We start from the raw sequence: 12863 nt of genomic DNA, 5'->3' as shown, positions 1-12863 counted from the left end.
GTACCCGGACCGGCCACGTCCGTCGGGAACGAACAAAATTCGACACCCGACCGCGCTACGAGTAGAACAGCGGCGGCCGCCTGCCCTCGCTTTGTGCACTCGTCTCCTCGTCCGGCTCTGCAGTAGCCTCCGAACCCGACACCTCGAGCCCCTCGCTGTCTTCGGCTTCGAGTAACGCGTCCAGAACGTCGATAGCGGCCCCGCGGTGCAGCGGCTGGTTGTCGTTTCCACACTGTTCGTCCATCACGCAAGCGGGACAGCCGTCGACTCGTCCGCACTCGCAGTCGGCGATGTGTTCTCGTGCGCGCCGTGCGACGGTTTCGTAGTTCTCGTAGATTGCCTTCGAGAAACCCAGTCCACCCTCGATGCCGTCGTAAATAAACCAGCCGCTCGAGGGCGTCCGCTCGAGTTCGGCCGCGGTCGCCCGAACCGTCGCCCTGGCGGCGGCGAGGTTTTTCGGCTCGTTGTCGCCCGGCGCCGCTGACTGGGTGGTGCCGTCGGCGCTCTCCGCCGACTCCTCTCCAGCTCCGCGATCCAAATGCGAATCGATCGTCAGGGTCGCCAGCCCGCCCAGATCGCGTTTATCGAGCATGAGCTCGAGTGGCGCGACGCCGATCGTCGCGTGCTCGGCGGCGTGGAGTCCGGCGGCGTAGCCGAGGTGTGGAGTTTCGGCGAGCTCCGAGTCGAGATCGGGAACCGAAAAGTTGCGGTACTTCTCGACGAGTTCCCGTTCGACCTCCCGAGGGACCTCGAGCCAGCACAGTTGGGTGTCCATCGACAGCGGCGGGTTGTCGGTCGGCACACCCTGCGCTCGTCGTTTCCCGCCGTGGACCCCGACTTCGTCGTAAGTGCCGTGATACACCAGGACGCGGCCGCGACCGTAGTGGAGTGTAAAGTCGCCGATGCCGCGGCTCTCTTCGGAGGTCGCATCGAGGACCGTCACGTCGCTCTGGGTCACCGTGTAGTAGTCCACGTCTGTCGGCCGCACCGTAACGTGCGGGCGGGGACCGTCATGGACCACCTCACAGACCTCATACTGCCGGCCTTCGTGCAGTCTGACGGCTCCCTCGTGGAAATCCCTGTACACTCGTTCGCGGGCGAGGGGCTCCATTTCCGGATCGTGTTTCTCGTCGACACCTTCGGCGAGTCGAACCTCGTACTCCTCGCCGCGTGTCGCGTACAGCGAAATCGTCGACTGTGGACGCGGCGGTCCGCGGTAGGAGACGCCCGTTTCGAGAACCCCCGTCAGCTTCCCCGCTCGTCGCCACATCTCGAGGGCGCGCTCAAGTCGCTCGCGGTCGGCGAACGAACCCGCGTCCCGTTCGTCTATCGCGAGCTCGTCGGCCGCACAGAGCAAATGCTGGGCGAAGACCGCGTCGTTGCCGACGTCCGCGACGGCATCTTCGACATCCGATTCGAGCAGGAATTCGGGATTCGAAACGACGTACTGATCGAGGGTTCGGTGTTCGGCGACGAGCACCGACAGCGCGCGATCCGTCCCGCGGCCGGCACGGCCGATCTGTTGCCAGAACGACTGGCGCTGGCCAGGATACCCCATCTGGACTGTCGCGTCCATCTCCCCCACGTTGATCCCGAGTTCGAGGGCGTTCGTCGACGCAACGCCGTCGAGCAACCCGTTTTTCAGCTGGTGTTCGGTTCCGTGGCGTTTCTGTCTCGAGTGACCCGCGTGGTACGGTTCGATGGCGCTTCCCCTGTCGGGGTCCGTGTAGTGTCGACGCCGGTCCTGTCGGTGCTGGCTCGCTCGCTTGACCGAGAGTTCGGCGAGCTTTCTCGAGGGCGTAAACAGAAGCGTCTGAGCGTTCTGGTACGCGAGGTGCGAGAGGAGCTTCGGCGACTCGACGGTCGCTGGGACGCGCTCTATGACCCCTTCGACGGCATCGGAAGCCTCGCCCTCATCCGGAACGGCGTCCGCGCGTTCGCCGCCGTCTTCGGAACCGGCGTTCCCGTCCTCACGCGCCCTCGGCGGCGGGTTCCAGAGGACGATATCGCGGGGTCCCTTGGGGGAGCCGTCCTCGTCGACCACCGTCACCGGCTCGTCTATCAGTCCCTCGGAGTGCTCCCCGGGGTTTCCGATCGTCGCGCTCGTCATGACGAACTGGGGCTCAGATCCGTAGTACTCGAGGACGCGTCTGAGCCGTCGGAGAATCCAAGCGACGTGCATGCCGTGGACGCCGGTGTAGGTGTGGGACTCGTCGATTACGACGAGGTCGCAAGCGGAGAAAAAGCGTGCCCAGCGGTCGTGGTCGTGGAGGTACGTGTTCACGCCCGCGAAATTCGAGATAATCACGTCCGCCTCCTCGCGGATCTGCCGGCGTTCGGTTCCGCGTTCGGTATCTCCGTCGTAGACTCGAACCGTGATGTCGAGTCCCAGTCGGTCGTAAAAGTCGTTGAGTTCGCGCTCCTGGTCCCTCGAGAGGGCTTTCGTCGGATACAGAACGTAGGCCGTCGAGTCGCCGCGTTCGTTCTCCGCTGACCGACGTCTGGCCTCGAGGTAGTTCCGGGCGATCTGGAGGGCGTAGATCCGCGTTTTGCCGGAGGACGTACTCGTCGCGACGCAGACGTTTTCGCCGCGCTCGAGCGCCTCGAGGGCTTCAACCTGATGGACGTAACAGTCGTGTTCCAGCGGGCCGGCGAGTTCGGGCTCGAGTAGCTCCTCGTTCGATACCGTCTCGGCCTCGCGTCCCGGCCGCTCGAGGACGGTTACATCCTCGGGGTCGCGATACCGCGGGAAGCTCTCGAGCAACTTGTCACCGGTTATCGGACCCTCGAGGGGCGACGCGTCCGTTTCCTGTTGGCTGTTAGTCATGGGTTCGCATACTCGTCGGTTCGATTACTCGCGTGATCCGGTGCTCTCGCGCTCGGCATTAGTCGGCTTCGCGGGCCTGCCATCAGAAATCACCGAGTCCGGTCTGGGAGCCGGCGGTCGTCGATTCGTTTGTCGAAGCGGTCCCATCATTTGCCGCCGTTGTTTGGTCCACAGCGGGTTTGGGGGCGGTTCGAAGCTGTTCGTAAACGTGCCACAGCGCCCGGCAATCGTCCTCGCAGTAGGCCTCGTGGCGATCCCACTCGAGTTCCGTTCCGGTTCGAATAAATCGCTGGTAGGCCGCCGCCGTCTGCGCGCCGTCGAGACCGGTATCCGACCCTCCGTACTCGAGCGCCGCCGAGACGTCCTCGAGGGTGTTCGTCCGACCGGGAAGCACCGCGTTCTCGTTGCCGACGGCCCAGCCGTAGAGATCCAGCTTCGCCACGCCGTCCCAGGCGTCGACGTATCTGGGAACGTATCGGTTGAGAAACGACTCGAGGTGTCGGTAATCGAACCGCCAGCCGTTCCAGGTCAGGAGCGCCCGATCGGGATGAACCCCGAACAGCCAGTCGCAAAAGCGCTCGAGAACTGGGCCGGGATCCTCCGGACTCGATCGCTCGACGAACGCGTGGTATTCATCGATATTGGGGTCGTAGACGCCGATCTGCCAGATGATCGTCGGCGAGAGTCCGTCGGTTTCGATGTCGAGACACAGCGGCGACCCAGGGTGCGTTCCGCCGGGTAGCGGCTCGTCCGAGAGGCGGCGCGGTTCTCCTGATTCGAGCACCCGCGCCTGCTGGTGCATCCGCAGTGCCGTTTGGCGGCCAATACCCGATATCGACGAGAGCGTCTCGATCGGCGTCTCGAGGAGTTCGGCTCTGGTCGTTACGCCTTGCTTCTCGAGGCGGATGGCGGTTTTCGGTCCGATTCCGGAAACGGCCTCGAGGCCGAAGGCGTCCGCGGAGAGCGTTTCGACATCGGTCACGTCGGCTAACCCGGATTCGGTAGTATCTGCAGTCCCGGATTCGGGCCGGTCAGCGGAGCCGAGAGTTACCGCCGAAATCGATCCCGCCGTTCCGTACCCCTCTCGAGGGCCGATTCCGACGATTCGAACGCCGACGGCGGTTTCGGTGGACGGATGTGGCGTCGTTATCGCGTCATCCCCTTCGGTTCCGACTCCCAACACGGCACCGGTGTCTGCCTCGAGTCGCCAAACCTCGTCGTATCCGGCGGCGAGTCCGCCGCTCATGATGGTCATCGTCTCGCCGGCGGGAAGCGCCGCGGCCAGTTGGGATCGATAGGAGAGGTCGGTCTCGAGCGCCGTCGGCCGAACCGTCGTCGTCACGTCGTCACAGACGACGGCGGCGACTGAATCCGTGTTCTCGAGCTGTCGATCGAGGGTCGGTTCGGCGTCCGCAAGCCCGTCGGCGGAGCGAGCGATGAGGAGCGAATAGCGGTCCGGTTCCCCCTGTCGAATCGAATGCCGTTGAACTTGTTCAGCGGCGTCCATCAGGGGCGGGTGGACGACCGGAACGTCGAACGCGTGTCGAGCTCGAGCGTCCGCTTGCGGCGCGCGTTCCGGACCGTGGACCAACACGAAATCCGGTTCGAAGTACGCTCGAGCGTCTCGAAAGGCCGTGAGCGACCGACTCGAGAGAACGGATGGCGAGAGCACGAGCACGCGCGGGCCGTCGCGAGTACGCATCGGTGGTCGGAAGGCCGCCCGCAACTATGAGGGTTTGGAGATCGGAGTGAAAGTATACTCTCACTGTAACTATGGAAAGATTCTCGCACCCCCGAGGCGTCGAGAATTGTGAACGACGTACAGCCGGCAGTATATATCGAGTCCGGGTGGACCGTCTCGCGCCCGCCGTCGCGAACAGAGCGATTGAGCATTGGACTAACGGCCGTTCTCCAGCACGCTTTTTTCAGCCGGGGCCAATGTTTCGACATGGACCCGAATCGGCCGGCGAAAGACTCGAGCGGGCGAGCCACTCGATCCCCGCAATCTCGAAACGGTGGGTGGTCCGGTGTCGCTCGTCGCCAGTATCTCCGCGCTTCGACGGCGGTGGGAGTAGGAGTGTTGACGGCGTTCGCCGGGTGTCTCGACGACGATTCGGACTCGGATCCGGACGACGACAGATCCGAAAGCGAGACGAGCGGCTCCGACCCGAGTCCGCCGTTCGATATCAGAACGATCGACGCCCGCGGGAGCGAGAGCGGGGAGAGTACGATTCCCGAGGAAGACACGATTCTCGTCGTCAGCTTTTCGAGAACCCAATGTCCGACCAGCGAGGGGCAAGTTTCCGACATGTCCGAGGCGTTCGCCGAAGTGACGACGGATTCGGTCCAGTTTCTCACGGTTAACGACTGGACGAGGGGACCGGCGGATACCGACGAGGAACTGGCCGAGTGGTGGGAGACGGAAACCGACGGCGAGTGGCTCCTCGGGATCGACGAAAGCGGTGTGGCCAGCGATTACTACGACGCCGTGAGCTTGCCCGAGACGATCGTGATCGATGGAGACGGAGAAGTCTCCTGGAGTTACTCCGGAGAGAGCGGATCGAGTCGGCTTCTCGGGGCAATCGACGACGCGGTCAACGTCGAGGACGAGATGGAGTAACCGCTCAACGGAAGCGATTCACGAGGAAATCGGTGTGGACGCCCGTGGAGGGTATTCGAGCCGAACGTCCGCGGTCGCGACTCGGCGCGAGCGACCGGCAGAATCGAGGCGATTTTATGGTGTCCCAGTCGAGACAAATGTATAATGCGTCAGTACCTCGAGCTAGTCGATTCGGTTCTCTCGGAGGGGACACACAAGCCGAACAGAACCGGCGTCGACACGATTTCGTCGTTTAGCGAGCACTACGAGGTCGATCTACAGGAAGGGTATCCACTGTTGACGACCAAGGCGATGGACGGCTACCGGTGGAACTCGATGATTCACGAGGTCTGCTGGTATCTCTCCGGCGAAGAACACGTCAAGAACCTCCGCGAGGAAACGAAGATCTGGGACGCGTGGGCCGATGAGGAAGGCAAACTCGACACCGCCTACGGCCGGTTCTGGCGTCGGTATCCGATTCCAGCTGAGAAGAGCCAACTCGAGGGCGAGTCCTGGCCCGAGGAAAGTCACCGCTGGGTTAGCGAGGAGGCAGACGGCCGGCGGACATTCGATCAGCTTCAGTACGTCGTCGATACACTTTCGGATAGCCCAAATTCGCGTCGACTCGTCGTCAACGCTTGGCATCCCGCCAACGCGGCCGTGTCGACGCTGCCGCCGTGTCACTACTCCTACGTATTCAACGTACAAGGAGACCAGCTCAACTGTCACCTCACACAGCGCTCGGGCGACGTTGCACTCGGTGTTCCGTTCAACATCGCCGCCTACGCGCTCCTGACGAAGGTGATCGCCAACCAGACCGGCTTCGAACCGGGTACCTTCGCTCACACTGTGGTCGATTCGCACGTCTACTGCGGCCGCGGCGAGCGGGGCAACTGGTACGCGGACAACCTCGAGCGACTTCAGTCGCGTCTCGCCGATGTCGACGACCGCGAGGAGTTCCAAGCGGTCAAGTCGTGGCTCGAGTCCGAAGCCCCGGCCGAAGCCGAGGGCGACGAACGGTTCGACCACGTCCCGGGACTGCTCGAGCAACTCGCTCGCGAACCGCTCGAACGGCCGACCCTGGAGGTCGCCGACGTCTCGATCGACGAACTAACTGCCGAGGACGTCTCGCTCGAGGACTACGAGTCCCACGACGGGCTGGAGTTCGCGGTCGCCGAATGAGCGGGGACGGACGGACCGGAACAGTAGACAGTCCAGCTCTCGAGACGAACCTCGAGCTGGTCGGCATCGTCGCCGTCGCTGAAAACGGCGTCATCGGCAAGGACGGCGACATGCCCTGGCACGTTCCCGAGGATCTGAAACACTTCAAGGAGACGACGATAGATCACCCGGTCATCATGGGCCGGGTGACCTACGAAGGGATCCTCGAGGCGCTCGGCGAACCGCTCCCGGGGCGCACGACGATCGTATTGACGAGTCGGGATCTCGAGACGCCCGAAAACGCCGTCGTGGCCAATAGTCTTGAGGACGCGCTCGAGGCGGCCCAAACGGCGGATCGGGAGCGCCACGGCGGGACCGAGCGCGCGTTCATCGCTGGCGGGGCGACGGTCTACGAGCAGTTCCTCCCCGCACTCGATCGGCTGGTCGTTACCGAGATTCACGACGAGCCGGACGGCGATACGCACTTTCCCGAGTGGGATCGCGACGGCGAGTGGGAGGAACTCGCGCGCGACGAGCGAGACGGGTTCTCGTTTCTCGAGTACTCCCGTGTGAAACGCTAACTCGGCTATTAACGTGCCGGTTGCGTCAGCTATTTGAATTCTGTGCGTCCTTTAGACGGATAGAGTACTTCCCCCGCCTACCGTCGAATCGAACTCCCCGCCGAGACTCACAATGACCCTCCTTCCACTGCTGATCGACGTCGGAACGAACCTCGAGGAAGCGTCCGGCCTGCTGCAGTATCTCCTCGTATTCGTGTTCGCGGCGATTCCGGTGATCGAAATCCTCTTCGTGATCCCCGTCGCGATCGGGATCGGGCTCAACCCGGTTCTGACGGGTGTCTTCGCGTTCGCGGGAAACGTCGCCTCGGTCTACGTCTTGATTCTCTTCCAGCAACGAATCGCAAACTGGTGGGCCAGCCGCCGCGACGCGCCGCCCAAAGAGCGAAGCGACCGGTACGCTCGAGCCCGCCGCGTGTGGGAGCGGTACGGTCTCCCCGGACTCTCGCTGGGCGGGGTCGTGCTGACGGGGGTTCACATCGCCGCGCTCGTCGCGCTCGCGGCGGGAAGTCGCGCTCGAGACGTGGCCGGCTGGATGACGATCAGCATCGCCCTCTGGACGGTCGCGCTGGTCGTCGCGTCCATGTATGGGCTCTCGCTTCTCGGACTCGTTTGAACGGTCTCGAGTCAGCTCGTCCGAACGGATCGTACTGAACCGCATTTTTCGTCCAGAAAGCCCCGGCCGGATCGGCCCCTTTCGATCCCGCCTACAACGACCTCACGGGTCACTTCGTTCCCCGCTCGCATCATCGAGGAACTCACTTCGTTCGCACCTCGTACTCCCCAGCCGACTCGTTCGTTCGTAGACTCACTCACTCGCCCCTTGTGAAGGAACGAGGCGTCCTCGCCACTGACGGCTCGGACGCCTCGAAAGCGCGCCAGAACCGGGAAATCACTCATCTCGAGATATGAGTGATTTGAGCATCGCGAGATCCGCAAGCCCGCCGTGTTTTTACAGCTCCCGGGCTTACGTCGGGGCATGACCCAACCAACCGAGCGTAACCGGCTCTCCGAGGAACAGAGCCCCTACCTGCGCCAGCATGCGGACAACCCCGTCAACTGGCAGCCGTGGGACGAGCAGGCCCTCGAGGCCGCCCGGGAACACGACGTACCCATCTTCCTTTCGGTCGGCTACTCGGCGTGTCACTGGTGTCACGTCATGGAAGAAGAGAGCTTCGCCGACGAGGAGGTCGCCGAGGTCCTCAACGAGAACTTCGTCCCGATCAAGGTCGACCGGGAGGAACGCCCGGACGTCGACAGCGTCTACATGACCGTTTCCCAGCTCGTGACGGGCCGGGGCGGCTGGCCGCTCTCGGCGTGGTTGACTCCCGAAGGCAAGCCGTTCTACGTCGGCACCTACTTCCCGAAGGAGGAAAAGCGGGGCATGCCCGGCTTTCTGGACCTCCTCGAGAAGACGAGCGGCTCGTGGAATCAGGATCGCGAGGAGGTCGAGAACCGTGCCGAGAAGTGGACCGCCGCGGCGAAAGATCAACTCGAGGAGACGGCGGGTCCCGACCGAACGGGTGGAGGCGTCGGAGACGGCGAATCCGCACCACCCTCGAGCGATACCCTCGAGAGCGCGGCCCAGAGCGCGCTCAGAAGCGCCGATCGTCTGTACGGCGGGTTCGGCTCCGACGGGCCGAAATTCCCCCAGCCCGCTCGGCTCCACATCCTCGCTCGAGCGGCCGACCGATCGGATCGCGACGGCTACCGCGAGGTACTCGAGGAGACCCTAGACGCCATGGTCGAGGGCGGCCTCTACGACCACGTCGGCGGCGGCTTCCACCGCTACTGCGTCGATCGGGATTGGACGGTTCCTCACTTCGAGAAGATGCTCTACGACAACGCCGAGATTCCGCGGGCGTTGCTCGCAGGCTACCAGCTCACCGGTAGGGAGCGCTACGCCGATATCGTCGAGGAAACCCTCGAGTTCGTCGAGCGGGAGCTCACCCACGACGATGGCGGCTTCTTCAGCACGCTCGACGCCCAGAGCAGAGACGAGGACGGTCAGAAGGAAGAGGGTACGTTCTACGTCTGGACGCCCGAAGAGGTCGAGGCCGTTCTCGAGGACGAGGATACCGCGGAACTCGTCTGTGCCGGATACGACGTCACCTCCTCGGGGAACTTCGAGGGAGCGAACGTGTTGAACCGGACCGCGACCGCGGCGGAACTCACAGACCAGTTCGAACTGTCCGAGGACGAGGTCGAACGGCGACTCGAGGAAGCCCTCGAGACTCTCTACGACGCGCGTGAGCAACGGCCTCGACCCAACCGCGACGAGAAGATCCTCGCGGGCTGGAACGGGATGATGATCTCGGCGTTCGCCGAATCCGCACTCGTGCTCGGCGAGGACGACCACGCGGAGACGGCGACTGACGCCCTCGAGTTCGCCCGCGAAACCCTCTGGGACGAGGAAACGGGGCGGCTTTCCCGCCGGTACAAAGACGGTGACGTCGCCATTGAGGGGTACCTCGAGGACTACGCGTTCCTCGCCCGCGGCGCCCTCCACTGCTACGAAGCAACCGGCGATCTCGAGCACCTCGCGTTCGCGCTCGAGCTCGCAGAGACCATCGAGGACGAGTTCTGGGACGCGGAGCAAGAAACGCTGTATTACACCCCCGAAAGCGGCGAGTCGCTGGTGACCCGGCCCCAGGAACTCGACGACAGTTCGACGCCTTCCTCGACGGGCGTCGCCGTCGAGACCCTGCTCGCGCTCGAGGACGTGGCGGCTCCCGACTCGGGCTTCGGCGAAATCGCGGCGGCCACGCTCGAGACTCACGCGGCGACGATCGAGTCCAATCCGCTCCAGTACGCGACGCTTTGTCTCGCCGCGGATCGCCTCGAAAGCGGCCTCCTCGAGCTCACCGTTGCCGCCTCGGAGCTGCCCGAGGCGTGGCGGGACCGACTCGGCGAACGGTATCTTCCCGACCGACTCCTCGCTCGACGGCCGTCGACCGACGAGGAACTCGAAACGTGGCTCGATCGGCTCGACCTCGAGGAGCCGCCGGCGATCTGGGCGGGTCGGGAGGCCCGAGACGGCGAACCGACGCTGTACGTCTGTCGAGACCGGGCGTGTTCACCGCCGACGACGGATATCGACGAGGCCCTCGAGTATCTGGAAGATCGACAACCGACGGGAGAAATTGGCGGTATCGACGACGAGAACGTGCCGTTTTAACCCTCGGATCGGAGAACGTCGATCTATTTCTTTGACTGTCCTCGGACGGCACTGCTCCTGGCTGTGGATGTTGATCGGACACGAACGGACAAGAATATTCGCTGTTCGCTCTCCGAACGTTATTCTGCCGTCTCGAGCGTCGCCTCGAGCTGATCGGCGAGCCAGACAGCTGGCGGTTGATCCTCGGATTCGACGAAGCGAGTAACCTCCTCGCCGTTGTCGTCTTCGACGACGACCGTCGGGATGTATTCGATGTCGTACTCCTCGACACCAGGGCCCTGTTTGTCCTCGTCGACGGCGATTTCCTTGATGCGATCCTCGGGAACGTCCGCGGCCTCAAGGGCCGCGCCGAAGTCGGGGAGAAGCTTTCGGCAGTCCTTACACCAGTCGCCTCCCCAGACCTTGTAGGTTAGTTCGTTGTTGTGCGCTTCGAGCGTGTCGACGGTCTCCTCGTAGGACGGGGCGTCCCACGTCGGATTCGGCTGCATGGTCTCGAGACTCATGGACTCGAGTTGTGCGCCCGGCGGCTTAACGACCGCGCTTCTGGCAGGTGTTTCGAACGCTGTCGAGACGCCGGCGGGCGGGACGTGGCGCGGTCACTCGGCGGCGATCGCGAGGACAGATACGATCGCAGCGGCACCGATCACGTAGAGGCCGAGTCGCGGTTCCATCTCCGCCGAGCCGATCCCCGCCGCGAAGACGACGCGCTCGGTCGCGACCGCGTACCCGATCGAGCCTGCCCCCAACCCCTGCATAACGCCGCCCAGCGAAACGAGCCAGCTCGAGACGATCGCTCCGAGGAGTGCGAGCAACGACCCGCCGACGACGAGTAGGACGACCCCGTAGACCGCCTCCGGATCGCCGTACTCTGCGACCTCGGAGAGCACCTCGAGAAGCGTGTACTCCGTCTGGTTGGTACCGAAGCCGCCGACCGATTCGGTGACCCGGAGATAGGGAAACACCAGCGAGAGAAGCCCGAGCGCACCGCCAAGAATTCCGAAGAGTCGCCATCCCTGGTTAGTCATAGCCACGGATCGATCCCCCCAGAGCTTGAACATTACTATCTTCAGGGTTTCGTGTCGATCGACTGGCTACTCGAGCTGGTGACTGCCTGAGAAAGTCAGCCTACGAAATGGTTCCGGACGATTGAACGGGTCGGCTCCCGGCTATTCGTCAACCCACTTGATCGAACAGCCCTGCGAGGGCTTCCACTCGAGGTCGACATCCTCGCCGGCGAGGATCGCGTCGATGGCCTCGCGAATGTGGAACCGGGTTGGTTCGTCCTCGGGGTTCATCGCGTCGTCGAGGCGTCCCTGGTAGGCGAGTCGGAACTCCCCGTTACTGCTTTCGAAGAGGAACGGATCCGGCGTACAGACCGCGCCGTACTCCGCGGCGACCGACTGGCTCTCGTCTCGCAGGTAGGCGTCGAAGTCTATCGGGCCCTCCGTGGCGTACTCGCGCATCTTCTCGAGCGAGTCTTCGGGATACTCTTTGGCGTCGTTGGGGTTGATTCCGACGACGGCGACGTCGTCGTACTCCGCGGCCAGCTCGTTCATCAGATCGAACTTGGCTTTGGCGTACGGACAGTGGTTACAGGTAAAGACAACCAGCAGGGCCTCGTGTTCCGCGAACGACTCGAGCGTATGCGTGGCTCCGTCGGCACCCTCGAGTTCGAACGGGGGCGCGGCGTCACCTTCGTCCAGTTCTGTCTCGGACTCTTTCAGGACCATACCCGGTGGGTTTCATCCGTCGACCCTTAAGTATCGGGTTCGCCGCCGTCTCGAAGCAAGACGAGATCGAGGGGGCCGACACAAGACGAGTCCCGAGGGGGCCGCGACGACTCACCTATTTGTACCCCCCGCAACATCCATGTCGTATGAAGTCACTCGAGGTCACGGACGAGCAGTACGCGTTCGTACAGCATCTCCGCGAGGAAATTTCAGAACAGGTCGTCGGCAAATACGGTCACGTTCGCGAGAAAGACGCCGTGCAGTTCCTGATCGACAATCTCGACGGGGACCTCGAGATGGACGGCGAGTTCGAAGCGGCAGATGTTTCGACGGAACCGATCGAGGATGGTGAGGAGTCAGACGACCTAGAGGAGGTTTCCTACGACGAATCCGAAGAGGGAGGTTCGGACGCAGAGCCAGTGGATGAGAGTTCGGAAGCCGACGGTAGCGACGAAGGTGGTGAAGGCGACGGAGCTGAAGACGTAGCTGAGGCGGAAGGGGCCGGCGAGGTCGACGGCGACGAAAACGCCGATAGCGACGAAAGCGGCGGTGCCGCCGACGACGACGATATGTTAGACGAGATGATGAGTCTGCTCGAGACCCACGACGACAAGTGGGAGGAATCGTCGTCGGGCGACCATCGCTACAGCGTCGAACTCCCGGACGGATCGACCGAAGAGGTCCAGACGAAAGACGACGTTCGGGCGATTCTTTTCAAGAAGTATCGATAGTCCCCGGTCTTCGTGATTTGGTGACCGTCTGACCGACGAGTTTGCGAGGCCGGCTCTTG

General features: G+C 63.4%; 11 protein-coding genes. 6 read left to right on the top strand and 5 right to left on the bottom strand.

Going from position 1 to position 12863, the window contains the following annotated elements:
• Positions 1 to 55: 55 nt before the first annotated feature.
• Together QNM96_RS15270 and QNM96_RS15265 are read right to left on the bottom strand one after the other, a co-directional pair.
• Positions 56 to 2827: a DEAD/DEAH box helicase gene (locus QNM96_RS15270; protein ID WP_283837428.1), complete on the bottom strand. Its 2772-nt coding sequence runs from the start codon at positions 2825 to 2827 to the stop codon at positions 56 to 58.
• A gap of 82 nt (positions 2828 to 2909) precedes the next feature.
• Complete coding sequence (locus tag QNM96_RS15265; protein ID WP_283837427.1) at positions 2910 to 4529, bottom strand: ribonuclease H-like domain-containing protein; 1620 nt, start codon at positions 4527 to 4529, stop codon at positions 2910 to 2912.
• A gap of 246 nt (positions 4530 to 4775) precedes the next feature.
• Between QNM96_RS15265 and QNM96_RS15260 the strand changes: the two genes are divergently transcribed.
• The 5 genes from QNM96_RS15260 (at position 4776) to QNM96_RS15240 (ending at position 10343) form a co-directional block, all read left to right on the top strand.
• A complete protein-coding gene (locus tag QNM96_RS15260) occupies positions 4776 to 5447 on the top strand; it encodes a redoxin domain-containing protein (protein WP_283837426.1) in 672 nt (223 codons plus the stop codon).
• Positions 5448 to 5591: 144 nt separating this feature from the next.
• Positions 5592 to 6608 (top strand): thymidylate synthase, encoded by a 1017-nt coding sequence (thyA, locus tag QNM96_RS15255; RefSeq protein ID WP_283837425.1) that lies wholly within the window; start codon positions 5592 to 5594, stop codon positions 6606 to 6608.
• A complete protein-coding gene (locus tag QNM96_RS15250; RefSeq protein WP_283837424.1) occupies positions 6605 to 7168 on the top strand; it encodes a dihydrofolate reductase in 564 nt (187 codons plus the stop codon). Before thyA ends, QNM96_RS15250 begins: the two co-directional genes overlap by 4 nt.
• Positions 7169 to 7280: 112 nt before the next feature.
• Positions 7281 to 7781 carry a small multi-drug export protein gene (locus QNM96_RS15245; protein ID WP_283837422.1) on the top strand — a complete coding sequence of 167 codons (501 nt, stop codon included), beginning with the start codon at positions 7281 to 7283 and terminating at the stop codon, positions 7779 to 7781.
• 363 nt (positions 7782 to 8144) lie between these two features.
• The gene (locus QNM96_RS15240; protein ID WP_283837421.1) at positions 8145 to 10343 is read left to right on the top strand and encodes a thioredoxin domain-containing protein; all 2199 of its coding nucleotides are present in this window, start codon (positions 8145 to 8147) and stop codon (positions 10341 to 10343) included.
• 119 nt (positions 10344 to 10462) lie between these two features.
• On the opposite strand, the gene QNM96_RS15235 is transcribed toward QNM96_RS15240, so the two are convergent.
• The 3 genes from QNM96_RS15235 to QNM96_RS15225 form a co-directional block, all read right to left on the bottom strand.
• Positions 10463 to 10846: a thioredoxin family protein gene (locus QNM96_RS15235; RefSeq protein WP_283837419.1), complete on the bottom strand. Its 384-nt coding sequence runs from the start codon at positions 10844 to 10846 to the stop codon at positions 10463 to 10465.
• 93 nt (positions 10847 to 10939) lie between these two features.
• Positions 10940 to 11368 carry a hypothetical protein gene (locus QNM96_RS15230; protein ID WP_283837418.1) on the bottom strand — a complete coding sequence of 143 codons (429 nt, stop codon included), beginning with the start codon at positions 11366 to 11368 and terminating at the stop codon, positions 10940 to 10942.
• 141 nt (positions 11369 to 11509) lie between these two features.
• On the bottom strand, positions 11510 to 12073 hold the full coding sequence (locus QNM96_RS15225) for a thioredoxin family protein (protein ID WP_283837417.1): 564 nt from the start codon (positions 12071 to 12073) through the stop codon (positions 11510 to 11512).
• 146 nt (positions 12074 to 12219) lie between these two features.
• Here QNM96_RS15225 and QNM96_RS15220 point away from each other — a divergent pair, with 146 nt between their 5' ends.
• Positions 12220 to 12804 carry a hypothetical protein gene (locus tag QNM96_RS15220; protein ID WP_283837416.1) on the top strand — a complete coding sequence of 195 codons (585 nt, stop codon included), beginning with the start codon at positions 12220 to 12222 and terminating at the stop codon, positions 12802 to 12804.
• The last annotated feature ends 59 nt before the right edge of the window (positions 12805 to 12863 follow it).

The organism is Halostagnicola sp. A-GB9-2 (assembly GCF_030068615.1).
GTDB lineage: Archaea > Halobacteriota > Halobacteria > Halobacteriales > Natrialbaceae > Halostagnicola.
The sequence above is the reverse complement of the archived record's forward strand: the minus strand, read 5'-3'. Positions and strand labels throughout refer to the sequence as shown.

Excerpts from the sequence above, each read along its gene's own strand:
- QNM96_RS15270 (WP_283837428.1), bottom strand. The coding sequence starts at position 2,827 with ATGACTAACAGCCAACAGGAAACGGACGCGTCGCCCCTCGAGGGTCCG.
- QNM96_RS15265 (WP_283837427.1), bottom strand. The coding sequence starts at position 4,529 with ATGCGTACTCGCGACGGCCCGCGCGTGCTCGTGCTCTCGCCATCCGTT.
- QNM96_RS15260 (WP_283837426.1), top strand. The coding sequence starts at position 4,776 with ATGGACCCGAATCGGCCGGCGAAAGACTCGAGCGGGCGAGCCACTCGA.
- thyA (WP_283837425.1), top strand. The coding sequence starts at position 5,592 with ATGCGTCAGTACCTCGAGCTAGTCGATTCGGTTCTCTCGGAGGGGACA.
- QNM96_RS15250 (WP_283837424.1), top strand. The coding sequence starts at position 6,605 with ATGAGCGGGGACGGACGGACCGGAACAGTAGACAGTCCAGCTCTCGAG.
- QNM96_RS15245 (WP_283837422.1), top strand. The coding sequence starts at position 7,281 with ATGACCCTCCTTCCACTGCTGATCGACGTCGGAACGAACCTCGAGGAA.
- QNM96_RS15240 (WP_283837421.1), top strand. The coding sequence starts at position 8,145 with ATGACCCAACCAACCGAGCGTAACCGGCTCTCCGAGGAACAGAGCCCC.
- QNM96_RS15235 (WP_283837419.1), bottom strand. The coding sequence starts at position 10,846 with ATGAGTCTCGAGACCATGCAGCCGAATCCGACGTGGGACGCCCCGTCC.
- QNM96_RS15230 (WP_283837418.1), bottom strand. The coding sequence starts at position 11,368 with ATGACTAACCAGGGATGGCGACTCTTCGGAATTCTTGGCGGTGCGCTC.
- QNM96_RS15225 (WP_283837417.1), bottom strand. The coding sequence starts at position 12,073 with ATGGTCCTGAAAGAGTCCGAGACAGAACTGGACGAAGGTGACGCCGCG.
- QNM96_RS15220 (WP_283837416.1), top strand. The coding sequence starts at position 12,220 with ATGAAGTCACTCGAGGTCACGGACGAGCAGTACGCGTTCGTACAGCAT.